The following is a 22963-nucleotide window of genomic DNA, read 5'->3' on the forward strand; positions in this document are numbered from 1 at the left end:
GGGTCAGTCGGACGACTTCTTGGAGGGCACCGTCGGGAGCTTGCCGGTCTCCACGAGCTCAGCCGCGATGACGCGCATCTTGACGTTCAGCGTCGAGGACAACCGGGTGAGGACCGCGAAGGCGGTGTTGGTGTCGAGGTGGTGACGCTCCATCAGGATCCCGCAGGCCTGGGAGATCACGCCTCGGGAGTCCAGGGCGGTCTCGTACTGGTCGATCCGCTGCGCAGCCAGGACCGCGATGGCGATGTGCGCGGCGAGCGCGAGGCCCTCGGCCTTGTCTTCCTCGGTGAACCCATCGACCTCGGTCGAGTACATGCTGAGGGCGCCGATGACGTTCGACACCGTGAACAGGCGGAAGGTCAGGACGCTGGCGGCGCCGGTCAGCTCGGTGAGCCTCGGCCCCCACTCGGGCCAGCGGTCGTCGTTGCGCAGGTCGGGGACGTAGACGGTCTCGTGGTCCCAGAGGGTGTCGAGGGCGGGGCCTTGCTGCAGCTCCACCTGGAGCCGGTCGCCGGTGGCGGCGAGCTCGTCGCTGGCGGCCGGGGTCTCGACGCGCTTCTTGGCGTAGACCAGGGAGATGCTGGCCGAGGCGCATCCCGGCACGTTGCGGACGAGGAGGTCGACAGCGCTCTTCACGGTGGCGTCCGGATCCTGCTGGTCCTGCATCTCGCGTGCCGCGGCCACCATCCGCTCCGCGATGTCTTGCTCCGAAACCATCGATGAATCACCTTCTGTGAAGCAACAACCTGTGCTGTCCTGAGTGTGTGCGGCCCGCCGAGCCGTTTGCTCGACTCGGCGGACCTGGCGCGACACCCCCGCGCGCAGGGGTGTGTTGCACGTGGTTCGAATGTACCCAATCTCCCCAGCCCCACACTCTCAGCAGGACGAGGCGGTGGTCACTCAGGCGCGATGGTGGTGCGCAGGTTGGTGGCCTTCGCCGACTGCGAGACGATGACGACGGGCGCCGGCACGGCCTTGCCGGATCCTGCGGAGACCCAGCCCTGGTAGGGGTTGGTGCGACCCGTGACGACCGAGACGCGCAGGGCGCTCCGGTCCTCGAGCCGCTTGGCAGCCAGGCGTGTCTTCCTGACCCGTGCGGTCGCCTTCTTCACCTTGGCCTTGCGTGCCTTCTTCGTGGCGGCCGAGGCGTCCGCGCGCACGGCGGCGCGCAGCGAGCGCTTGGCCTTCACGAGCGTCGTCCTCGCGGTGGCGTACTTGGTCGCAGCCCGCGCAGACGCACCGCGTCGGATGCTGGTGGTGACGAGCCGGGCGGTGCTGCCGTTCGGCATCGTGAGCTTCACGGTCGTGCGGTACTGGTGGCTCCGATGGACCGACACCTTGGTGCCGGGGACGAGGTGCCAGAGCTGCTGACGCGTCTGCGCCTTCTTCTGGCGCGAGGTGAAGTCGTCGACCAGCAGCGAACCGGTGGCCCGTGTGTAGGCGACGGTGCGTCGCGCCACCACGCCGTTGCAGTGCGGCGTCCGCACGACGTAACGGTCGCGCCATCGGCTGCGGGTGCCGGACTCGAGGTCGGCACGCCGGGACACGCTGCAGCTGTTGTTGCCCACCATCAGCACGTTCTTGGCCTCGGGCGAGCGCTGGAACCAGACCCGGAGCGGCGAGGTGTAGCCGATCGAGCCCGGTTCGGTGATGACCGGCGAGCCGTTGGCGTAGAGGGTGACCGAACCGTGGTCGGGGTGGCCGTGGAGCTCACGCGCAGGCCCGAACCGCAGGGAGAAGTGCGAGGGGTCGTCCTTGGCGTTCCACGACGAGCGGCCGAACGCCCATCCGTTCTTGACCCAGGCCCCGCTCAGGGAGAGGGCCGCAGCCGGCTGGTGGCCCTTGTCCGTGGGGTACGTGTCGCCGATCGGCGCCACGAGTCCGTCGGGCTTCGTGGCGTGCGCGATGAACGCGTGGTTCTTCTCCAGTCGCTCCGCGAGTCCGGGCAGCGGCGGCAGGCCGCAGGTGCGGATCGTCCTCGCGGCCGCCAGCCAGCGCAGGTACGTGTACCTCGCGTAGGCGGTGGACTGCTCATTGGTGGCGCCCTCGCCGTCGATCGACACGGGCAGGATCGTGCTGAGACGCTTCCGGCCGAGCTCGATCCAGTCGTCGCGGCCGAGCACGCACCCGGCCATGACGATCGCGTGGTCCTGGTCGAGTCCGTGGTTGTAGAGGCCGGCCCAGTTGGCGGCGAGGAAGTCGACGGTGCCGGCCATCGCCTCGGAGATCCACGGCTTCGGGTCGCGTTCGTAGAGGCAGCCGAGGAACTGCAGGCGACGCGCGGTCTGCTGCAGCACCGGGCGGTCGGGCGTCTCGGCGCTCATCGGCTGGTCCCGGACGTAGTCGCGCGCGTACGCCATGGCCAGCGCGAGGTCGGTGCGGTTGCCGGTGCGGTCGTAGCTGTCGATCAGCGGCCCGGCCCAGCCGAGTGTGTCGAGCCACATGCGCCAGCTGAGCGAGTGGTAGGGGTCGAGCGTCCAGTCGACGTCGCCGCCGACCGCGACCCGGTAGCGCTCGAAGGGCGGCCCGGTGAAGTAGCCGGCGCGGATGTCCTCGAGGGAGTTGTGCGGGACGAGTCCGCTCCAGCTGTGGTCACACAGCGATGCCGACGGGGTGGGCGCGGCATGGGCGGCCGGAGGCGCCACCAGGATCGACATCATCACTGCGAGGGCCAGCAGCACCGACCCCCGGGCAGAACTGCCCCCACGCGCCATCGCGAACAACTCGATTCCCCTCGATCTGCGCGGATGCTCGCGCCCCGCAAGTCTAAGTGATCTCGGCAGCCCCTCGGGCCACGTCGCGGAGCCTGCATCACGAGCGCGCGGACCGGCTCTCCAGGGACGCCGGACCGGAGGGAGCCCCATGGACGTCAGCACGTTCTACGCACTGTTCTCGGCGACCTGCTTCACCCTCGTCGGGCTGTGGTGGTGCGTGACACTGCGCGACACCAGCTGGGTCGGCGACCCCGTGCGCCGGCGGGCGATCGGCGGCGTCTACCTGGCGTTCCTGCTGCCCGCGCTCATGGGACTGTTCGCGCAGGTCGGGGGAGTGGAGGAGCCGCTGGTCTGGAGGGTCAGCTTCGTCCTCATCGCGGTGGTCGGCTGCGCGACCACGCTGCGACTGCTCGCGACCGACGCTCTGCCCGCCGTCAGGGCACTCCGTGGCGGGGCCGCCGGGGTCTACGTCCTCGTGGCGCTCCTGGGCCTGTTCCCCGGGTCCGCGGAGCTCGTGGGCCTGCGTCCGATCCAGGTCGTGGCCCTGCTGCTCGTCGTCCTGGTCGCGCTGGGGCATGCGCTCGTCTGGCACTTCCTGGTCCACGACGCCGCCTAGGCTGGCCTCGTGAGCGACGTGTTGGACGAGGGGCCGTTCTTCCATGGCACGAAGGCCGATCTGCGGGCGGGTGATCTCCTCACCGCGGGCTATCGGTCGAACTACCGCCCCGAGATCGTGATGAACCACATCTACTTCACGGCGCTGATCCCCGGCGCCGGCCTGGCAGCGGAGCTCGCCGCCGGCGAGGGCGAGCCCCGGGTGTACGAGGTCGAGCCGATCGGTGACTACGAGAACGACCCCAATGTCACCGACAAGAAGTTCCCCGGGAATCCGACGCGGTCGTACCGGAGCACGGAGCCGTTGAGGGTCCTGCGCGAGGTGACCGACTGGCCTCGTCTGACCCCCGCGGGGCTGCAGGACTGGCGCGACCGACTGGCACAGCTGCGCGCCGAGGACCGCGACAAGATCATCAACTGATCGCACTCGCGACTGAACTCCGCCCACGCTGGAAATCCCCGGAGTTGCAGGCCTAGCCAGCACCCCTACGCGGGTCTAGGGTGCGAAGCGAGGGCGAGGTGTCGTCGGGACCATCGCGGTGCGGTTCCTCCGTACCGGGATGGTGTCCATGCGCACACGATTTCCTCGCCCTCTCCAACTCGTGTTCGCCGTCGCGCTGTCAGGCGCGCTGGTCGTGCCGACCGCCTCCGCCTCGACGGTCTCGGGACCCCCGGGCCACCGCCAGGCAGAGGGCTTGATCACCTTCATGCGTCAGGACGCCTCCGGCTTCTGGCAGACGTGGGTGGCTCGGCCGGATCGCAGCCGCCAGCGACAGCTCACGTCCGGTGACGCCGGCAGCGGCTGGCCGGTGCTCTCGCCGCGTCGGGCCGAGGTGGCCTTCGACAGCGATCGGACCGATCCTGATCCGTCGGACGACACCGGCGTGAACGACGTCTTCGTCATTCGGTCGGACGGCACCGGGCTGCGTCAGGTCACCGACTCGGTGGGGTTCAGCTCGGACCCGGGGTGGTCCCCGGACGGCAGGTCGCTGGCCGTTTCGGCCGACCGTGGCGACTACCCGGCCTCGCAGGGCATCTACGTCCTGCGCGCGAACGGGACCGGTCTGCGTCGGATCACGACCCTTCCCGACGGTGCGAGCCTGGACAGCGCGCCTCGCTTCTCGCCGAGTGGTCGGCACCTCGTCTTCACCCGGTACGCGTACGAGGGCGATCAGGAGCTCGGTGCGCTGTTCGTGGTGCGGACGGACGGAACCCGGGAGCGCCAGGTGACGCCCTACTCGCTGAACGCCAACGACGCCACGTGGTCACCCGACGGCCGGACCCTGGCACTCGAGGCGTATCCCAGTCCTTCGAGCCGCGGCGATGTCTACACGGTGCGCAGCGACGGCACGAAGCTGCGGAACCTCACCCGGAACGACGCGCGTTTGGCCGGCTCGGGTGACCCGGTCTGGTCGCCGGACGGACGCCGGATCATGTTCCTCGATTCCATGCGTGCGAACGAGGAGACGGAGTTCGCTCTGGGACTCGCGGTGATGACACCCCAAGGACGACGTCGCCACTTCGTCGCCGATCCGGGGACGGAGGCACAATCCGAGCACCAGCCCGACTGGCAGGACTACTCGCGGCGGTGAGCCACCTGACCCTCATGCCTGACCAGGACGACCGCCTGGGCGATCGCAGCATCCTGCTTCCCAGCGGCTGACCGTTTGCGAGGATGTACCGGTGCGCGCTTTGGTCCTCGATGCAGTCCGGGCCCAGCCGGAGGTTCGCGACGTCCCGGTGCCCACCGTTCCGGACAGCGGCGTCGTGGTGCGGGTGGTCGCGACCGGCCTGTGTCGCAGCGACTGGCACGCGTGGGCCGGCCACGACGACGACGTCGCCTTCCCCCACGTGCCGGGACACGAGCTCGCCGGCGTGATCTCGTCCGTCGGGCCCGGCGTGAGGACGTGGAAGGTCGGCGACCGCGTCACCGTGCCGTTCGTGGCCGGCTGCGGGACGTGCGCGTGGTGCCTCGCCGGAGACGCCCAGGTGTGTCCCGATCAGGAGCAGCCCGGCTTCACCTACTGGGGCTCGTTCGCCGAGTACGTGGCCGTGCACGCCGCGGACACCAACCTCGTCGCGATTCCCGAGTCGGTCGACTTCGCGACGGCGGCGAGCCTGGGTTGTCGGTTCGCGACCGCTCACCGCGCCCTCGTCGGTCGCGCTCGCGTCACGGAGGGTGAGTGGGTGACCGTGATCGGCGCCGGGGGAGTGGGACTCAGCGCGGTGATGATCGCCCGAGCGCTCGGCGCGCGGGTCATCGCGGTCGACCGCAACGCCGAAGCGCTGGCCGTCGCGACGGACCTCGGTGCCGAGCACACGGTGCTCGCCGACGGGCGCGACATCGCCGAAGCGGTCGCGGAGCTCACCGGGGGAGGCAGCCACGTCGCGGTCGACGCCGTCGGCAGCGAGCAGACCTGCGCCGACGCGATCCTCAGCCTGCGTCGCCGCGGTCGTCTCGCCCAGGTGGGCCTGCTGCCTCCCGTCGACGGGCACCCGCGGGTCCCGATGGCGCGCGTCATCGGGTGGGAGCTCGACCTTCTCGGCAGCCACGGCATGGCCGCCGTCGACTACCCGGGGATGATGGCGCTGATCGAGTCGGGCGCCCTGCGCCCGGACCGACTGATCGAGCGCACGATCGGCCTCGACGAGGCCGCCGCGCTGTTGCCGGTCTTCGACACGGCGACGCTCGCCGGGATGACGATCATCGACCCGACCCGCTGAGAGGATCGCCGCATGGCATCGAAGGCATCGAGCATCTCCACGGCGACGGGCGTCGACTGGTCCGCGTGGGACGCCTGGCTCCGCGCGGAGGGAGCCCTCGACCTCCCGCACCCGGAGATCGCGAAGCTCGCGCTGCGGCGCGTCCACGAGCTCGGCATCACGACCCACGCAGGCAACGGCAAGCCGTTCAACGACGGGTGGTGGGCGCAGACCATCGCGATCGAGTTCGGTCACCAGCACGGCCTGCGGGAGAAGGGCCAGTCGTCGACCGGCGACCACGCGGTGTCGGCCTCGAAGAAGGTGGTGGGCTCGCTCGACGACCTGCTCGACCGTTGGCTGGCCGCGGTGGCCGGACAGACGGACTTCGACGGCGTGAAGTTGGAGGGGGAGCCGCGCATCAGCTCCACCGAGAAGTGGCGCTACTGGCGCGCGAAGCTGACGGACGGCTCGTCGGTGAACGTCGACATCTCCGCCGACCGCATCGCCGTGCAGCATGCGGGTCTGGAATCCGCCGCCGATGGTGAGCGGTGGCGCCCGTACTGGAAGACGGTGCTGTCCTCGCTGGTGTGAGTCGCGCAGGGAGTCCGCGGGGGCATTCCTCGGGTTGCCGCGTCGCGCACGGCCCCTAGGCTCGGGAAGCCCGACCACCGGGCCTGCGGCGACCCCCCTCGTCACGGATCGACGATCCCTCAGTGAAGGAAGCCCATGTGCCGCGTTCTTGCCTATCTCGGGTCTGAAGTTCCGCTCGAGGACCTGCTCCTCAAGCCGGAGAACAGCCTCATCAACCAGTCCCTCGACCCGGAGCGCCACCCGCAGCTCCAGCTGGCCGGGTGGGGATTCGGGGCGTGGAGCGAGCACCTGCTGAAGCCGGACGAGCCCTTCCTCTATCACCGCCCCATGCCGGCCTTCTACGACGACAACGCCCAGGGGATCGTGCCGAGCCTCCAGGTCAGCACGATGCTCGCTCACGTGCGCGCAGCGGACTACAACTCCAAGACCGTGCTGGCCGACGAGAACTGTCACCCGTTCTCCTTCACGGGAACGCCGTGGATCGTCGCGCAGAACGGTGACGTGCCGAACTGGACGCTGCTGCAGCGCGAGCTGCTCCACCACTGCAAGGACGAGTACCTCGAGCAGATGGCGGGCACCACGGACACGGAGTTCCTCTACGTGCTGCTGCTGTCCCTGCTCGAGAGCGACAGCGACGAGGACGTGAAGCGCGCCGTCGAGGAGATGATGCGGCTCCTCGCGCAGGCCATGGAGGATCTCGACCTCCGGGCGCTGACCAAGCTGAAGATGGCGCTGGTGTCCCCGAACCGGATCATCGGGGTCAACGTCGGCACCGGGCACCAGGGCGAGCTGAACCCGGAGGGTGACTGGAGGGAGCTGCGGAAGGCCGAGCCGGGCACGGACGACTACGCGCTCGGCATGCTGCTGGAGCCGATGTACGTGCTGATGGGTCGCAACTTCTGTTACGACGGCCCGACCTACGACTTCGAGGAGTGCACGGTCGACCACGCGACCGCCGCCATCTTCGCCTCCGAGCCGTTGACCGACAGCAAGGCCGACTGGGGCACGTTGGAGTTCGGCGAGATCATGTTCCTCGAGAAGGACGGCGAGAAGGTCACCAAGACCGTCGACAAGCTGAAGGTGTAGTCGGCCCTCAGGGCTCGAAGTACTCCGACATGACGTTGCCGACCCAGGCGGGTTGGCGCACGTCGGTCGGGAGGAACTCGCGCAGCACCGGCTTGAGGTCGACGACCGGGGTCCCGGTGACGGCGTCGAGGCCGATCACGGTCAGCTCCCGACCGCTGACCGACTCGATCGCGCAGCATGTCACCCCGAGGCGGTTGGGCCGCCGCGGCGCGCGGCCCGCGAAGACCCCGACCGGCGGCAGGTCGCTGCGCCCGCGATAGGGCTTGGGCTCGCGGTGGTCGTCGAGCTCGTCGAACTGGTCGAAGACGAAGAGCACCTCGACGTGCGAGAAGCCCTCCAGTCCTTGGAGGCAACTGTCGCCGAACCGCTCGTCGACGGTGATGGTGCTGCGGACCGCGCCCCACTGGTCGGAGTGCTGGACGTCGGTGCGGTCGTTGCGGACGGTGCCGATCGGGGTGATGGTGAACGTGCCCATGCTCCCGTTCTAGCGGACGGCGGTGAGATCCGTCGTGATGCTCCGGATGTGCGCCAGGACCGTCTGCACGGTGGCGCGCTCGAGCGTCTCGGGTCGAGCGAGGCAGTCGATGTGGCGACCTACGCCGGGGTGGGCGAGCGGGCGGAGCACCAGGTCGGGGTGGCTGCGCAGGTCACTCGTGTAGCGGGGCATCAGCGCGACGCAGTCGCTCGCGGACACGACGGCGGCGGCCACCTGGAACTCGTTGATTCGGTGCTCGATGCGCACCTCGTTGCCCCCGAGGCCCGCGATCAGGGCGATGGCCTGTTCCAGGGGGAACCCCTCGTGCACGGCGACCCATCGTTCGCCGGCGAGATCAGCCGGCTCCAGCGACGCCTTCGCGGCCAGCGGATGATCACGCCGGAGGACGACGTCCAGTGGCTCGAACACGAGCCGCTCCACGCGCATCGACGGCGGCCAGTCGGGGCTGCCGACGAGTCGGTGGGCGAGGACGAGGTCGTGATCGGTCGTGAGCGAGGGGAAGTCCTCCTGGGCCACGTCGAAGTCGGTCACGGTGACGTCCGGCTGATCGGGATCGCTCAGCGCCATGATCAGCGGCGCGAAGATCGCGAGGCCCGCGCTGTGGAAGGCCGCCACCGACACGGTGCCCGAGCGATCGTCCTGGAACCGCGCCACGGCCTGCTCGGCGCGCTCGAGCGCCACCTCCACGTCGATCGCTGCCGCAGCCAGGGCGCGTCCGGCGTCGGTGAGTGCCGTCCGCCGGCCGTTCCGGTAGGTCAACGGGACGGGGGAGCGGCGTTGCAGCGCGCTGATCTGCTGCGAGATGGCCGACGGGCTGACGTGCAGCGCGGTCGCCACCGCGGCGATGCTGCCCCGGTCGCCCAACTCTCTCAACACGCGCAGCTGACCCAGTTCCATAAGTCGAACCTAAATCATCCGCTTTGAAATGAGTGTCTTGTCTAACGCATGAGTGGGCCGGACGATCAGGAGGTGACCTCCCTGCTCTTCCGTCTCCGCGTGGACCTCCTGCTCTTCCTCGTCGCCGCGTCCTGGGGATCGACGTACCTGGTGGCCAAGGAGCTGGTCACCCCGAGCTCGGTGATGGCCCTCCTCGCGCTGCGGATGCTGCTCGCCGCCGCCGTCATGGGCGCGATCGTGGCCATCCGGGGCCGGCGCATCACCGCGGACGAGCTGCGCGCGGGGGTCACGCTCGGGATGCTGCTGGCTGCCGTGTTCGTCCTGGAGACCTTCGGGATCGCTCACACCTCGGCCACGAACGCCGGGCTCATCATCAGCCTGACGATCGTGTTCACGCCGATCCTCGACTCCGTGGTCTCAGGGCGCCGGCTGCCGGGCACCTTCCTGCTCGCCGCCACGATCGCGGTGGTCGGGGTCGGTCTGCTGGCGGGCAACGGCGCGCTCGATCCACCGAACGTAGGCGACCTGCTGATCCTCGGAGCGGCCGTCGTGCGCGCTGTCCACGTCACCTCGATGCCGCAGGTGACCGCCGGCAAACCGATGGACACCGTCCACCTCACGACGGTGCAGCTGGCCACCTGCGCGGCGGTCTTCTCGGTGGGCTCGGTGTTCCACGGCGACTCGATCCCGCAGTACGTCGCGCAGCTCGACCTCGCAGGCGTCGTGCTCTTCCTCTATCTCGTGCTGGTGTGCACGGTGTTCGCCTTCTTCATCCAGATCTGGGCGGTCCACCGCACGTCGCCGTCGAGGGTCAGCCTGCTGCTGGGAACGGAGCCCATCTGGGCCGCCTTCATCGGCATCACCGTCGCTCAGGACACCATCGCCCCGATCGGCTACCTCGGCATTGCCTTGATCCTCGCCGGCACCGCCTGGGGCCGATCCCTTGAACAGCGCGACCGACTCGCCGCCCAGACACCCGAGCGTCAGTTGTCCGCAGCGCAGTAAGTAGGGACCACCACTCAGACCGACTCCGCACTGGCGTCGGTATGTCGCCGGCCGCGGCGGCAAACTGAAGGGTTTTCCTATCGCGCGGCACTTTCGCGGTGGTGTGACGCACCTCGGAGAGACGGCGCAGATCTGGACAGAAGCGGACGCAACGTTGGCAAGATGGACGGATGGAAGGATCCTTACTTCACGACCTCGCTGCGAAGCGAGCGTCTCGGTGGCGACGGGAGGAGTTCGGCTTCGAAGTCCTCGATGGGCCGATCACCGACAAGCCCGCGTCCTGGCTAGTGCTTAGCCTGAACGGTGTCCTTGGGCAGTTGACGCTGTGGGTATCCGGAGAAGCGGAGATGGACTGGGGCACTCCCGAGGACGGCGGCGAACGCCACTACGACCTTGGTTCCAGCGCCGAACTTGAGCGCTGCGTCGACGACCTTGAACTGCAGTTGCGCCTCCTGTCTTAGCCGTCCGCTCATCGGCACGGGCACGCGAGCTGCGGCAATGGCGGTGGAATGCGCCAACTGATGTTGGGTCAGTTCAGCCCACATATGGGCCAAAGCGGTACATCATTCTGGGCGGAATGCCGCAGTCCGCCCTGCTGAACGCGAAGCTCTGCGACGGCCCACCGCGTCGATCGAGCGGAGCGGATCTGTACCGAAGCCCTTCCGTCGCGGGGGCCACGTGTCACGCGTCAGCCGTTCCCGCGGGCGCGGGCGGGCTGGGCCGGGCCCACTGATAACCTGACGCAGAACCATCCTTTAACCACCGTCCTGTGAGGCGGAGAAGGAGGTCGGATTGAGCACCGTCATGGATGCCACCGACATCTCGCGTGCGCTGACACGCATCACCCACGAGATCCTCGAGCGGAATCGCGACGCCGAAGGCGTGGTGATCCTCGGGATTCCCACCCGCGGCGTCGAGCTGGCCGAGCGGATCGCCGCGAAGATGGCCGAGGTCGAGGGGACCACCATCGTGCCCGGCGCCCTGGACGTCACGATGTACCGCGACGACCTGCGCCTGAAGGCCCCCCGCGCGCTCGAGGCCACCAACGTCCCCGAGGACATCGACGGTCGCGTCGTCGTCCTGGTCGACGACGTCCTCATGAGCGGCCGCACGATCCGGGCGGCGCTCGACGCCCTCAGCGACCTCGGCCGGCCCAAGGCCGTGCAGCTGGCGGTCCTGGTCGACCGCGGCCACCGCGAGCTGCCGATCCGGGCCGACTTCGTGGGCAAGAACCTGCCCACCTCGCTGGCCGAGAAGGTCCGCGTGCGGCTGAGCGGCACCGACGGCTCCGACGACTCCGTCTCGATCGAGGGGAGCGGCGCATGAAGCACCTCCTGAGCGCCGGCGACCTCAGCCGGGACGAGGCCGTCCTCATCCTCGACACCGCCGAGCAGCTGCTGAGCGTCGCCCAGCGACCGATCAAGAAGCTGCCCACCCTGCGCGGCCGCACGATCGTCAACCTGTTCTTCGAGGACTCCACGCGCACCCGGATCAGCTTCGAGGCCGCGGCCAAGCGCCTCTCGGCCGACGTCATCAACTTCAGCGCCAAGGGCTCCAGCGTCAGCAAGGGGGAGTCCCTCAAGGACACTGCGCTGACCCTGCAGGCCATGGGCGCCGACGCGGTCGTCATCCGCCACCACGCCTCGGGCGCGCCGCACCGCCTGGCGACCTCCGAGTGGACCAAGGGAGCGGTCGTCAACGCCGGCGACGGCACCCACGAGCACCCCACGCAGGCCCTGCTCGACGCCTTCACGATGCGCTCGCGCCTCGGCGACCTGGCCGGCAAGAACGTCACGATCGTCGGTGACGTCCTGCACAGTCGCGTCGCCCGCTCGAACGCGCTACTGCTCGACACGCTCGGCGCCAACGTCACGCTCGTCGCGCCGCCGACGCTGCTGCCGGTGGGTGTCGAGACGTGGCCCGTCGAGACGTCCTACGACCTCGACGCCAGCCTCGAGAAGGCCGACGCGGTCATGATGCTGCGCGTCCAGCGCGAGCGGATGAACGCCTCGTTCTTCCCCAGCGCCCGCGAGTACAGCCGCCGCTACGGGCTCGACGTGGCCCGCATGAACCGCCTGCCCGACCATGCCATCGTGCTGCACCCCGGCCCGATGAACCGCGGCATGGAGATCAACGCCGACGTCGCCGACAGCGACCGCTCCGTCATCGTCGAGCAGGTCACCAACGGCGTCGCCGTCCGCATGGCCGTCCTGTACCTGCTGCTGGGTGGCGCCACCGAGGGAGAAACTGCATGAGCACCGTCATCAAGGGCGCCCGGATCCTGGGCGGCGAAGCCACCGACCTCCTCATCGAGGACGGGGTCATCATGCAGATCGGCGCCGACCTCACCGGCGACGAGACCGTCGATGCCACCGGCCTGATCGCGCTGCCCGGCCTGGTCGACCTGCACACCCACCTGCGCGAGCCGGGCCGCGAGGACGCCGAGACCGTCCTCACCGGCACGCAGGCCGCCGCCAGGGGCGGGTTCACCTGCGTCTTCGCCATGGCCAACACCGAGCCCGTCGCCGACACCGCCGGCGTCGTCGAGCAGGTCTGGCGCCTCGGCCGCGAGCACGGCTACGCCGACGTGCAGCCCATCGGAGCGGTCACCGTCGGACTGGCGGGGGAGCGGCTCGCCGAGCTCGGCGCCATGGCCGACTCGGCCGCCCAGGTGCGCGTGTTCAGTGACGACGGCAAGTGCGTCAGCGACGCCGTCCTCATGCGCCGCGCTCTGGAGTACGTGAAGGCCTTCGACGGCGTGATCGCCCAGCACGCGCAGGAGCCGCGCCTCACCGAGGGCGCCCAGATGAACGAGGGCCCGCTCTCGGGCGAGCTCGGCCTCACCGGCTGGCCCGCCGTCGCCGAGGAGGCGATCATCGCCCGCGACGTCCTGCTCGCTGAGCACGTCGGCAGCCGCCTGCACGTGTGCCACCTGTCCACGCGGGGCTCGGTCGAGATCGTGCGCTGGGCCAAGAGTCGCGGCATCGACGTCACCGCCGAGGTCACGCCGCACCACCTGCTGCTCGACGACGAGCTGGTCCGCAGCTACGACCCGATCTACAAGGTCAACCCGCCGCTGCGCAGCAAGGACGACGTCCTCGCCGTCCGCGAGGGCCTGGCCGACGGCACGATCGACATCGTCGCCACCGACCACGCGCCGCACCCGATGGAGGACAAGGAGTGCGAGTGGCAGGCCGCGGCCTTCGGCATGATCGGCCTCGAGACCGCGCTGTCGATCGTGCAGCAGACGATGGTCGACACCGGGGCCCTCACCTGGGAGCGCGTCGCCGAGGTCATGAGCGCCAACCCCGCCCGGATCGGCCGCGCCACCACCCACGGACGTCCGCTCGCGGTCGGCGAACCGGCCCACGTGGTGCTCTACGACCCGACCGCGAAGCGTACGATCGAGCCCGCCGACACGGCGAGCCTGTCGCGCAACACCCCCTATGCCGGAAGGGAACTGCCGGGCCGCGTGGTCGCGACGTTCCTGGCCGGCAAGCCCACCGTCCTGGAAGGAAAGCTGCAGTGACGTTCACCCCCGCCATCCTCGTGCTCGAGGACGGACGCACCTTCCGCGGACGCTCCTACGGCGCCACCGGCACCACGGTCGCCGAGATCGTCTTCAACACCGGCATGACCGGCTACCAGGAGACGCTCACCGACCCGTCGTACCGCGGCCAGATCGTCGTGATGACGGCCCCGCACGTCGGCAACACCGGCGCCAACCCCGAGGACTTCGAGTCCGGCCGGGTCTGGGTCGACGGCTACGTGGTGCGCGACCCCGCCCGCCAGCGCTCCAACTGGCGCTCCGACCGCAGCCTCGACGACCTGCTCACCGAGCAGGGCGTCGTCGGCATCAGCGGCATCGACACCCGCGCCCTCACCCGCCACCTGCGCGAGCGCGGCTCCATGCGCGCCGCCATCAGCACCGAGGTCCTCGACCCCGAGGCGCTGCTCCAGCAGGTGCAGCAGGCGCCGAGCATGACCGGCTCGAACTACCTCGCCGACGTCACCGTCGACGAGGCGCAAGTCGTGCCGGCCGAGGGCGAGAAGAAGTACACCGTCGTCGCGCTCGACCTCGGCATCAAGGGCATGACCCCCAAGCTGATGGCCAAGCGCGGCATCGAGGTGCACGTCCTGCCCGCCACCTCCTCGCTGGAGGAGGTGCTCGCGCTCGACCCCGACGGCGTCTTCATGTCCAACGGCCCGGGCGACCCGGCCACCGCCGACCACCAGGTCGAGCTCGTCCAAGGCGTCCTCGAGCAGGGAACGCCGTACTTCGGCATCTGCCTGGGCAACCAGATCTTCGGGCGCGCGCTCGGCCGCGGCACCTACAAGCTCAAGTACGGGCACCGCGGGGTCAACCAGCCCGTGCAGGATCGCACCACCGGCAAGGTCGAGATCACCGCGCACAACCACGGGTTCGCCGTGGACGCGCCGCTCGACGAGGACTTCGAGACGCCCTACGGCCCGGCCCGGGTCACCCACGTGTGCCTGAACGACGACGTCGTCGAGGGCATCGCCCTGCTGGACCGCCCCGGGTTCAGCGTCCAGTACCACCCCGAGGCCGCTGCGGGTCCGCACGACGCCGGCTACCTCTTCGACCGCTTCACCGACCTCATGGAGGCTGCTCGTGCCGAAGCGCACTGACATCCAGTCCGTTCTCGTCATCGGGTCCGGCCCGATCGTCATCGGCCAGGCGGCCGAGTTCGACTACTCCGGCACCCAGGCCTGCCGCGTGCTGCGCGAGGAGGGCCTGCGGGTCATCTTGGTCAACTCCAACCCGGCCACGATCATGACCGACCCGGAGTTCGCCGACGCCACGTACGTCGAGCCGATCACCCCCGAGTACGTCGAGAAGGTCATCGCCGCCGAGCGCCCCGACGCCCTGCTGGCGACCCTCGGCGGCCAGACGGCCCTCAACACCGCCATCTCCCTGGACAAGGCGGGCATCCTCGACAAGTACGGCGTCGAGCTGATCGGTGCGTCCATCGACGCGATCGAGAAGGGCGAGAACCGCGAGTCGTTCAAGCGGATCGTCGAGGGCCTGCCCGCCGAGTGGGGCGCCGAGGTCGCGAAGTCGGTCATCTGCCACACGATGGCCGAGTGCGAGGCCGGCGTCGACGAGCTCGGCGGCTACCCGGTCGTCGTGCGCCCGTCGTTCACGATGGGCGGCTCCGGCTCCGGCCTGGCGTACGACCACGAGGACCTGCTGCGCATCGCCGGCAGCGGCCTGGCGCTCAGCCCCACCACCGAGGTGCTCCTGGAGGAGTCGATCCTCGGCTGGAAGGAGTACGAGCTCGAGGTCATGCGCGACACCGCCGACAACGTGGTGATCGTCTGCTCGATCGAGAACCTCGACCCGATGGGCGTCCACACCGGCGACTCGATCACCGTCGCCCCGGCCATGACCCTCACCGACGTCGAGTACCAGCGCCTGCGCGACATCTCGATCGGCGTCATCCGCGAGGTCGGCGTCGACACCGGCGGCTGCAACATCCAGTTCGCGGTCAACCCCGTGGACGGCCGCATCGTCGTCATCGAGATGAACCCGCGCGTCTCGCGCTCGTCGGCGCTGGCGTCGAAGGCCACCGGCTTCCCGATCGCCAAGATCGCCGCCAAGGTCGCCATCGGCTACACCCTCGACGAGATTCCCAACGACATCACGCAGGAGACGCCGGCCAGCTTCGAGCCGTCGCTGGACTACGTCGTCGTCAAGGTGCCGCGGTTCGCGTTCGAGAAGTTCCCGGCCGCCGACGCCACCCTCACGACGCACATGAAGTCCGTCGGTGAGGCCATGGCCATCGGCCGCAACTTCACCGAGGCCCTGCAGAAGGCGCTCCGCTCCCTCGACCGGCCCGCCGCCGCGTTCTCGTGGGAGCGCGAGTGGGTCGAGCTCGACAAGGCCGACCTGCTGCAGCGCGCGTCGGTGCCCCACGACGGCCGGCTCAAGCTGGTCATGGACGCCCTGCGCGCCGGTGCCACGCCCGACGAGGTCTTCGAGGCCACCCGCATCGACCCGTGGTTCGTCGACCAGCTGGCGCTGCTCAACGAGGTGGCGGCCGAGCTGACCGCCGCCGAGCGCCTCACGCCCGACCTGCTGCACCACGCCAAGCGGCACGGCTTCTCCGACGCCCAGATCGGTCGCATCCGGGGCATGTCCGAGGACGTCGTCCGCGGCGTCCGGCACGCGCTCGGGGTCCGTCCGGTCTACAAGACGGTCGACACCTGCGCCGCCGAGTTCGCGGCCACGACGCCGTACCACTACTCGGCGTACGACGAGGAGACCGAGGTCGAGCCGCGCGAGCGCGAGGCCGTCATCATCCTCGGCTCGGGCCCGAACCGCATCGGCCAGGGCATCGAGTTCGACTACTCGTGCGTCCACGCGTCGCTGGCGCTGTCCGAGGCCGGCTACGAGACCATCATGGTCAACTGCAACCCCGAGACCGTCTCGACCGACTACGACACCAGCGACCGGCTGTACTTCGAGCCGCTGACGCTGGAGGACGTGCTCGAGGTCGTGCACGCCGAGTCGCAGGCCGGCCCCGTCGCCGGTGTCATCGTCCAGCTCGGCGGCCAGACGCCGCTCGGCCTCGCCGCCGGCCTCAAGGCCAACGGCGTGCCGATCGTGGGCACCCAGCCCGAGGCGATCGACCTCGCCGAGGAGCGTGGCGCGTTCGGCCGCGTGCTCGCCGAGGCCGGGCTGCCCGCGCCGAAGCACGGCACCGCCACGACGTTCGAGGGCGCCAAGCGGATCGCCGACGAGATCGGCTACCCGGTCCTGGTGCGCCCCTCCTACGTGCTCGGCGGCCGCGGCATGGAGATCGTCTACGACGAGGAGTCGCTCTCGACCTACATCGAGAACGCCACCGAGATCTCGCCCGACCGGCCCGTGCTGGTCGACCGGTTCCTCGACGACGCGGTCGAGATCGACGTCGACGCGCTCTTCGACGGCGAGGAGCTGTTCCTCGGCGGCGTCATGGAACACATCGAGGAGGCCGGCGTGCACTCCGGCGACTCGGCGTGCGCACTTCCGCCGATCACCCTGGGCAGCCTCGAGATCGACCGGATCCGCACGTCCACCGAGGCGATCGCGCGCGGTGTCGGCGTCCACGGCCTGCTGAACATCCAGTTCGCGCTGAGCTCGGACACCCTCTACGTGCTGGAGGCCAACCCGCGTGCCTCGCGCACGGTGCCGTTCGTCTCCAAGGCCACGGCGACCCCCTTGGCCAAGGCCGCCGCGCGGATCATGCTGGGCGAGTCCATCGCCGAGCTGCGCACGGCCGGCGTCCTGCCCACCGAGGGCGACGGCGGGAAGCTGCCCGCCACCGCGCCCATCGCGGTCAAGGAGGCGGTCATGCCGTTCAACCGCTTCCGCACCTACGACGGTCGATATGTCGACACGCTGCTCGGCCCCGAGATGCGCTCGACCGGCGAGGTCATGGGCATCGACGCGTCGTTCGGCTCGGCCTTCGCCAAGAGCCAGTCGGCCTCCGGCACCCAGAACGGCCTGCCCACCTCGGGCACGGTCTTCGTGTCGGTCGCGAACCGCGACAAGCGCCACATGATCTTCCCGATCAAGCGCCTCGCCGACCTGGGCTTCGAGATCCTCGCGACCAGCGGCACCGCCGAGGTCCTCCAGCGCAACGGTGTGCAGGCCACGGTGCTGCGCAAGCTGCACGAGGACGACTCGGCCGGCAGCACGGTGGTCGAGAAGATCCACGAGCGCCAGGTGCAGCTGATCGTCAACACGCCGCACGGCCTGGGCAGTGGCGTCAACGCCCGCGTCGACGGCTACGAGATCCGCACGGCCGCGGTGGCCGAGGGCATCCCGTGCCTCACCACCGTGCAGGCGCTCGCGGCCGCGGTGCAGGGCATCGAGGCCGAGATCGCGGGCAGCATCGGCGTCCGCTCGCTGCAGTCCTGGGCCGAGACGGTCACGCGATGAGCTTCGGCAGCCGCGCCCACGTGGCGATGCAGGCGTACGGTCCGCTGTGCGTCGGCATCGACCCGCACTCCCACCTGCTGGAGCAGTGGGGGCTGGAGGACTCGATCGACGGGCTCGACCGGTTCGCGGCCACGTGCGTCGAGGCGTTCGCCGGCAAGGTGGCGTTCGTGAAGCCGCAGTCGGCGTTCTTCGAGCGGTTCGGCGCGGCCGGCGTCGCCATCCTGGAGCGCACGCTGCAGGACCTGCGGCACACCGGCACGCTGACGATCCTCGACGTCAAGCGTGGTGACATCGGCTCCACCGCCGGCGCGTACGCCGACGCCTACCTCGACGACGACGCCCCGATGGCGGCCGACGCGATCACCGTCAGCCCGTACCTGGGCTTCGGCTCCCTGACGCCGTTCTTCGCGGCCGCCGAGAAGAACGACGCGGGCGTGTTCGTGCTGGCGTTCACCTCCAACCCCGAGGCGATCCGGTTCCAGACCGCGACCGCCTCGTCAGGCATGTCGGTGGGTGACGAGGTGCTGGTCGAGCTCGGCCACGCCAACGAGGGCGCCGACCCGATGGGCTCCTTCGGCGCCGTCATCGGTGCGACGGTCGCCCACCTCGACACCCAGCGCCTCGGCTTCAACGGCCCGATCCTGGTCCCCGGCTTCGGCGCCCAGGGCGGCACCGTCGACGACCTCCGCCGCCTGTTCGGCGACGTCACGGACCAGATCATCCCGTCCACCTCGCGCGACGTCCTCGCCAAGGGCCCGGACGTGGCCACCCTCCGCGCCGCCGCGGCCGCCACCAACGACTCGTTGTCGCTGCTGTAGCGCTCAGCGTCACCAGCCGGCGCCGAAGCAGACGAACGAGGTCGGGCGGTCGGCGGTGGCCTCGGCCAGGGCGACGCCCGGGGGAGTGCCGGCGGCCATGAGCCGGTGCACGTCCTGCAGCACCTCGCAGGCCTCGTCGTCCGCGACGGCCGCGGGGGAGGCGATGACGCAGCGCGCACCGGCGTGCAACCACGCGTTGACCATGCCGAGCGACTCCTCGGCCCAGCGTTGCGTCGAGCGGCCCACCTCGCACGCCGACAGGATCACCACGTCGGGCACGTTCTTGAGCTGGTCGAGGTCGTACCCGAAGAGCGGCCCGTCGGCGAGCAGCACGGCCGAGAACAACGGGTTCTCCGCCGCGTGGCGTCCGTGCGCCGAGATGTGCAGCAACGACGCCCCGTCGGCCGCCGCGAGCGTCGCGGCCACCGTCGCCTGACCGTCGGTGAGGCACGTCGAGCCGGGCCAGCGCGCCGACGACTGCTTGACCTCCTCGACGGCACGATCGACGTCGGGACCGGCGACGAAGGTGCCGGTGGTCGGGGTGGGCAGGCCGCGCGTCGCCAGCCACCGCGTCGCCGCCGACGCCACGGTGACGGGCCGGCCCACGAAGCCCGGCAGCATCGACCACGGGACGCCGGCGAGGATCCCGGAGTGGGTGAGCACCACGCGCCGGTCGCCCACCAGGGGAAGGACGGGCGCGACGAGGGCCGTGGCGACCTCGGCCAGGCGACGCCGGCGTCCCGCCAGGACCACGCGGCCGATCGCCTCGCCCAGCTCGCCGGCACTGACGTCGAGGTCGGCGCGCAGGCCCGCCATCAGGGCCACCGTCGGTGAGGAGTCCCCGAGGTCGACGACCGTCGGGCCGTCCTCGGTCACCACGAGCGCGTGCAGGCGCGACCGGCGGTCCCAGCCGTAGCTCACCAGCGCCGTGTCGCTGCCCAGCGCCGCACCCACCTCGTGCAGCTCGGCGACCCGTCGGACCTCGCCCGACCCGGTGCCGAGCCAGGCACGACGCCGCACGCGGTCGCGCAGCTCGGCGAGCCGTCTCGCCTCGGGTGAGCCGGCCTCGGGCTCGGTGACCGTCAGCCTGCGGATCTCGACGAGGTCGGCCGCCGCCGCCGGGTCCTCCGGCGGCCGCACCGGCACCACCCGCGTCGTGAGTGCCCGAGCACGCTCGGACCACTCGAAGACCAGCTCGGGCGAGCCGTCCTCGAGGGCGATCTGGATGCCGCGGGCGGCGAGGTCGCGCCCGTGGCCCACGAGCGACGTCATGAGGTCGAGGCTGCCGAACGAGGACTGCCAGTCGTGCAGGAGCCCGAGGCCGGCCTGCAGGTGTCGCAGCGCCTGCCGACGACGACCCGTCGCCAGGGAGAGCTCGGCCTTCGTGCGTCGCTCCAGCAGGCGCTCGGTGAGCGAGTCGCGCGGGTTGGTGCGGGCACGCTGCAGGCGGACCCGCGCGTCCTCGAGCCGGCCCAGGCGCACGGCCACCCTGGCCGCGTAGAGGTCGAGCAGCTGGGCCTCGTGCACCATCGACGACCCGCGCAGGGCGGCGGCGAGCTCCTCGGCGCGACCGAGCCACGCGGGGGTGCCGCCGCCCCCGATGGCCCTGGCGATCGCCTCGAGCGTGTCGGCACGCAGGGCCCAGCCGCTGTTGCCGTTGCGTCGCAGCCGGCGGGCGGCGCTGCGTGCCAGCACCCGGGACCGGTTCGGGTCGGTGAGCAGGACCGCGCGTCCCAGCACGAACTCGCACTCGGCCTGCATGCGGGGCAGCCGCAAGGTGGAGAAGTTCGCGACCGCCCGCTCGAGCAGCCGGGTGCCCTCGGTGACCATGCCGGCCTTGAGCAGCACCTCCGCCCGGTCCTGCATGCCGATGGTGCGCACCTGGATGCCGGCGTCGGGCGACTCCCGCTCGGCCCGGTCCATCAGGCGCAGCGCCGTGACGAGGTCGCCGAGGGCCATGGCGACGTACCCGCGGTTGTGGTCGGCCGCGGCCGCGCCGGCGTCGTCGCCGGCAGCACGGAAGTCGCGCGCCGCGGCGTCGAAGTCGGTCTCGGCACGGGTGAGGTGGTTCTGCTCGAGCTGGGCGAAGCCACGGTTGAGCAGGACGTTGCCGCGTTCGGTGGTGCCGGGGTCGAGGGCGGGGATGGCCAGGTTGTAGAGGCCGATCACCTCGTCGAGGTCGCCGCCACGCGACAACAGGACGGCCAGCTGGCTGCGCACGATCGCCCGGGCCCGAGGAGAGGTGCCGGGGAGCCGCAGCGCCGCGGCGCACCGTTGCATGGCCTGCGCGCGGTCGCCCAGCTCGGCCTCCGCGTACGCCAGGCTCGCGCTGATCCGCGCGACGAGGTCGGGCTCGTCAGCGCGCTCCAGCGCCGAGCCCAGCAGCCGTCGCGCCTGCCGGAAGTGACCCCGGTTGATCGCGGCGACGCCGTGCTCGTGCAGCGTGGGAGCGGCGGTCGGCGGCACGGCTCACCCTGACGCGAGCAGGTCGGACACGACCTTCTGGGCCAGCCCGACCCGTGCCTTCCGGTCGTCCCCGGTCGTGAGGCCGGGCGCGAGCGCCTCGGCCAGCTCGGCCGCGAACACCGGCGCGGCGAACGACGACCCGCTCCAGATCGCGAACCCGCTGCGGTAGTCGTCGGGGTCGAAGGACTCACGCAGGCGGCCGTCGGCGGTGACGAGTCGCGCCGTCGGCTCGAGGCCCGTCTGGAACGCGGGGAACGTGCTGAGCAGCGCCGTGCCCCGGCGGTACACGCGGACCCACCGACCGGCGTTGGTGAACAACGCGTCCGTGACGCCGTTCGTGTTCAGCGCCCCCACCGAGACGATCGGGGCCGCCCCGGGATCGAGGGAGATGATCTGCCCGACGTCGTCGTGCGGGGTCCATGCGGCGGGGAACATGGGACGCGTCGTCGCGTCGTTCCCGGCCGAGCAGACCACGATCGTGCCGGTGCGGCCGATCGCGGCGAGCATCTCGTAGAACGTCGGATCGAACTTCTGGTCGAGCGGCGTCTCGTGGTAGTAGCCGAACGACAGGTTGAGCACGTCCAGCGTGATGGCGTCCGTGCGCACGAGCACGGCGATCCGGGCGACCGCGGTCATGAGGTCGGACTCGGCCATGGTGCCGTCGGACTCCGCGACCCGCCACCACCACAGGTCGGCCTCGGGGCAGCCCTGGTGCAGGAGCCCCGCGATGAAGGTGCCGTGGCCCGAGGCCTCGTCGAGCATCCCGTCCAGGGGGCCTCCGACGTCACCGACGACCTCGGGCGCGGTGGCGGGATCCTTGAGTCCGATCGGCGTCGCCGGGCCCAGGTCCGTGCCGTCGTGGACGAAGTCGGGGGTGAGCCACGGGTGCGTGCCGCAGCCGGTGTCGATCATGCCGATGTGGGGCCGGCGCTCGCCGAGCACCTTCCCGCGGTGCGGCGGGCGACCGACGAACGACACCGGCTGGCGCCCGCCCGTGCCGGGATCGGCGTAGGCGTCGAGCAGGGCGCCGTTGCTGCGCGTGTGCGGGTTGGACCGGGTGTGGGGGTTCGAGCGCGTGTGCGGGTTGGAGCGCGTGTGCGGATTGGACCGGGTGTGCGGGTACAGCGTGAGGACGTGGTCGAGCCCGATGCCGAAGAGCAGGTCGGTGTTCGTCTTCTTGTCGGTCCGCGCCATGGCACGCGCCGTCTGCAGCAGCGACCAGGCGTCCGGCGGGCGCGCCCGGGCGTCGTCGCGCGGTGTGATGAGCACGCGCATCAGGCCCACGTCGCCCGTGGCCCACGGGTAGCGCCGTAGTCGTGACTCCCGCTCGTCGTCCTCGCTCGTGATCTGCACCCGGGGAAAGCTGGGATCCTCCTCCACTTCCCAGTGGAAGGTCTCGGCGGCGTCCTGCAGCAGCTTGAGCGCGGCGGCCGTGTCGATCAGCGTGGAGATCAGCAGCCGGGTCGCCAGGTAGGAGGTGGGGTTGGCGTCGGGGTCGGGGGAGGCGGCGGCCGTGTTGGGGTCGAGGAGCTTGCCCTCACGTTCGGCGACGGACTGGGGCCGGGTCCACGCGTCCTGCGCCTCCAGTCGGGGCGGCTTCCGTCCGGAATCCTGGGTGGCCATC

20 protein-coding genes are annotated in these 22963 nt (G+C 70.6%); 14 read left to right on the forward strand and 6 right to left on the reverse strand.

Annotated elements, in window-relative coordinates; all coding sequences use genetic code 11:
- Positions 1-3: 3 nt before the first annotated feature.
- Positions 4-717 (reverse strand): GAF and ANTAR domain-containing protein, encoded by a 714-nt coding sequence (locus AFL01nite_RS01985; protein WP_146825410.1) that lies wholly within the window; start codon positions 715-717, stop codon positions 4-6.
- A gap of 179 nt (positions 718-896) precedes the next feature.
- Complete coding sequence (locus AFL01nite_RS01990) at positions 897-2714, reverse strand: heparinase II/III domain-containing protein (protein ID WP_146825411.1); 1818 nt, start codon at positions 2712-2714, stop codon at positions 897-899.
- 148 nt (positions 2715-2862) lie between these two features.
- Between AFL01nite_RS01990 and AFL01nite_RS01995 the strand changes: the two genes are divergently transcribed.
- From AFL01nite_RS01995 to AFL01nite_RS02020, 6 genes are all read left to right on the forward strand, one after another.
- Positions 2863-3330 (forward strand): hypothetical protein, encoded by a 468-nt coding sequence (locus tag AFL01nite_RS01995; RefSeq protein WP_146825412.1) that lies wholly within the window; start codon positions 2863-2865, stop codon positions 3328-3330.
- A 9-nt stretch (positions 3331-3339) separates the two neighbouring features.
- A complete protein-coding gene (arr, locus tag AFL01nite_RS02000; protein WP_146825413.1) occupies positions 3340-3750 on the forward strand; it encodes an NAD(+)--rifampin ADP-ribosyltransferase in 411 nt (136 codons plus the stop codon).
- 181 nt (positions 3751-3931) lie between these two features.
- The gene (locus AFL01nite_RS02005) at positions 3932-4921 is read left to right on the forward strand and encodes a TolB family protein (RefSeq protein WP_186813773.1); all 990 of its coding nucleotides are present in this window, start codon (positions 3932-3934) and stop codon (positions 4919-4921) included.
- Between the two features lie 91 nt (positions 4922-5012).
- Entirely contained in the window at positions 5013-6053 is a 1041-nt protein-coding gene (locus AFL01nite_RS02010) for a zinc-dependent alcohol dehydrogenase family protein (RefSeq protein ID WP_146825415.1), read from the forward strand.
- Positions 6054-6065: 12 nt separating this feature from the next.
- The gene (locus AFL01nite_RS02015) at positions 6066-6623 is read left to right on the forward strand and encodes a hypothetical protein (protein WP_146825416.1); all 558 of its coding nucleotides are present in this window, start codon (positions 6066-6068) and stop codon (positions 6621-6623) included.
- 135 nt (positions 6624-6758) lie between these two features.
- Complete coding sequence (locus AFL01nite_RS02020) at positions 6759-7709, forward strand: class II glutamine amidotransferase (protein ID WP_146825417.1); 951 nt, start codon at positions 6759-6761, stop codon at positions 7707-7709.
- 7 nt (positions 7710-7716) lie between these two features.
- Here AFL01nite_RS02020 and AFL01nite_RS02025 read toward each other — a convergent pair whose 3' ends face one another.
- On the reverse strand, positions 7717-8184 hold the full coding sequence (locus tag AFL01nite_RS02025; RefSeq protein WP_146825418.1) for an SAM-dependent methyltransferase: 468 nt from the start codon (positions 8182-8184) through the stop codon (positions 7717-7719).
- 9 nt (positions 8185-8193) lie between these two features.
- Complete coding sequence (locus AFL01nite_RS02030; RefSeq protein WP_146825419.1) at positions 8194-9102, reverse strand: LysR family transcriptional regulator; 909 nt, start codon at positions 9100-9102, stop codon at positions 8194-8196.
- A 72-nt stretch (positions 9103-9174) separates the two neighbouring features.
- Between AFL01nite_RS02030 and AFL01nite_RS02035 the strand changes: the two genes are divergently transcribed.
- The 8 genes from AFL01nite_RS02035 to pyrF all read left to right on the forward strand — a co-directional run bounded on the left by AFL01nite_RS02035 (position 9175) and on the right by pyrF (position 18873).
- Positions 9175-10107, forward strand: a complete 933-nt coding sequence (locus AFL01nite_RS02035; RefSeq protein WP_186813774.1) for a DMT family transporter — start codon at positions 9175-9177, stop codon at positions 10105-10107.
- Between the two features lie 170 nt (positions 10108-10277).
- Complete coding sequence (locus tag AFL01nite_RS02040; RefSeq protein WP_146825421.1) at positions 10278-10568, forward strand: immunity protein TriTu family protein; 291 nt, start codon at positions 10278-10280, stop codon at positions 10566-10568.
- 331 nt (positions 10569-10899) lie between these two features.
- A complete protein-coding gene (gene pyrR, locus AFL01nite_RS02045) occupies positions 10900-11433 on the forward strand; it encodes a bifunctional pyr operon transcriptional regulator/uracil phosphoribosyltransferase PyrR (protein ID WP_281285717.1) in 534 nt (177 codons plus the stop codon).
- Positions 11430-12362 carry an aspartate carbamoyltransferase catalytic subunit gene (locus AFL01nite_RS02050; protein ID WP_146825422.1) on the forward strand — a complete coding sequence of 311 codons (933 nt, stop codon included), beginning with the start codon at positions 11430-11432 and terminating at the stop codon, positions 12360-12362. The genes pyrR and AFL01nite_RS02050 overlap by 4 nt, the downstream gene beginning before the upstream one ends.
- Positions 12359-13636 (forward strand): dihydroorotase, encoded by a 1278-nt coding sequence (locus AFL01nite_RS02055; protein ID WP_146825423.1) that lies wholly within the window; start codon positions 12359-12361, stop codon positions 13634-13636. The genes AFL01nite_RS02050 and AFL01nite_RS02055 overlap by 4 nt, the downstream gene beginning before the upstream one ends.
- A complete protein-coding gene (carA, locus tag AFL01nite_RS02060) occupies positions 13633-14757 on the forward strand; it encodes a glutamine-hydrolyzing carbamoyl-phosphate synthase small subunit (RefSeq protein ID WP_146825424.1) in 1125 nt (374 codons plus the stop codon). The genes AFL01nite_RS02055 and carA overlap by 4 nt, the downstream gene beginning before the upstream one ends.
- Positions 14741-18055 carry a carbamoyl-phosphate synthase large subunit gene (gene carB, locus AFL01nite_RS02065; protein ID WP_146825425.1) on the forward strand — a complete coding sequence of 1105 codons (3315 nt, stop codon included), beginning with the start codon at positions 14741-14743 and terminating at the stop codon, positions 18053-18055. The genes carA and carB overlap by 17 nt, the downstream gene beginning before the upstream one ends.
- The gene (gene pyrF / locus AFL01nite_RS02070) at positions 18052-18873 is read left to right on the forward strand and encodes an orotidine-5'-phosphate decarboxylase (protein WP_146825426.1); all 822 of its coding nucleotides are present in this window, start codon (positions 18052-18054) and stop codon (positions 18871-18873) included. Before carB ends, pyrF begins: the two co-directional genes overlap by 4 nt.
- Before the next feature lie 9 nt (positions 18874-18882).
- Here pyrF and AFL01nite_RS02075 read toward each other — a convergent pair whose 3' ends face one another.
- Both AFL01nite_RS02075 and AFL01nite_RS02080 read right to left on the reverse strand, forming a co-directional pair.
- A complete protein-coding gene (locus tag AFL01nite_RS02075; protein ID WP_146825427.1) occupies positions 18883-21339 on the reverse strand; it encodes a CHAT domain-containing protein in 2457 nt (818 codons plus the stop codon).
- A gap of 3 nt (positions 21340-21342) precedes the next feature.
- Positions 21343-22962 (reverse strand): S8/S53 family peptidase, encoded by a 1620-nt coding sequence (locus AFL01nite_RS02080; protein ID WP_146825428.1) that lies wholly within the window; start codon positions 22960-22962, stop codon positions 21343-21345.
- Position 22963: the final 1 nt, after the last annotated feature.

This window comes from Aeromicrobium flavum (assembly GCF_007992115.1).
GTDB classification, from domain to species: domain Bacteria; phylum Actinomycetota; class Actinomycetes; order Propionibacteriales; family Nocardioidaceae; genus Aeromicrobium; species Aeromicrobium flavum.

What these genes read in the sequence shown, in the direction of transcription:
- AFL01nite_RS01985 (WP_146825410.1), bottom strand. Translation starts at nt 717, where the DNA reads ATGGTTTCGGAGCAAGACATCGCGGAGCGGATGGTGGCCGCGGCACGC.
- AFL01nite_RS01990 (WP_146825411.1), bottom strand. Translation starts at nt 2,714, where the DNA reads ATGGCGCGTGGGGGCAGTTCTGCCCGGGGGTCGGTGCTGCTGGCCCTC.
- AFL01nite_RS01995 (WP_146825412.1), top strand. Translation starts at nt 2,863, where the DNA reads ATGGACGTCAGCACGTTCTACGCACTGTTCTCGGCGACCTGCTTCACC.
- AFL01nite_RS02015 (WP_146825416.1), top strand. Translation starts at nt 6,066, where the DNA reads ATGGCATCGAAGGCATCGAGCATCTCCACGGCGACGGGCGTCGACTGG.
- AFL01nite_RS02020 (WP_146825417.1), top strand. Translation starts at nt 6,759, where the DNA reads ATGTGCCGCGTTCTTGCCTATCTCGGGTCTGAAGTTCCGCTCGAGGAC.
- AFL01nite_RS02025 (WP_146825418.1), bottom strand. Translation starts at nt 8,184, where the DNA reads ATGGGCACGTTCACCATCACCCCGATCGGCACCGTCCGCAACGACCGC.
- AFL01nite_RS02030 (WP_146825419.1), bottom strand. Translation starts at nt 9,102, where the DNA reads ATGGAACTGGGTCAGCTGCGCGTGTTGAGAGAGTTGGGCGACCGGGGC.
- AFL01nite_RS02040 (WP_146825421.1), top strand. Translation starts at nt 10,278, where the DNA reads ATGGAAGGATCCTTACTTCACGACCTCGCTGCGAAGCGAGCGTCTCGG.
- AFL01nite_RS02050 (WP_146825422.1), top strand. Translation starts at nt 11,430, where the DNA reads ATGAAGCACCTCCTGAGCGCCGGCGACCTCAGCCGGGACGAGGCCGTC.
- AFL01nite_RS02055 (WP_146825423.1), top strand. Translation starts at nt 12,359, where the DNA reads ATGAGCACCGTCATCAAGGGCGCCCGGATCCTGGGCGGCGAAGCCACC.
- pyrF (WP_146825426.1), top strand. Translation starts at nt 18,052, where the DNA reads ATGAGCTTCGGCAGCCGCGCCCACGTGGCGATGCAGGCGTACGGTCCG.
- AFL01nite_RS02080 (WP_146825428.1), bottom strand. Translation starts at nt 22,962, where the DNA reads ATGGCCACCCAGGATTCCGGACGGAAGCCGCCCCGACTGGAGGCGCAG.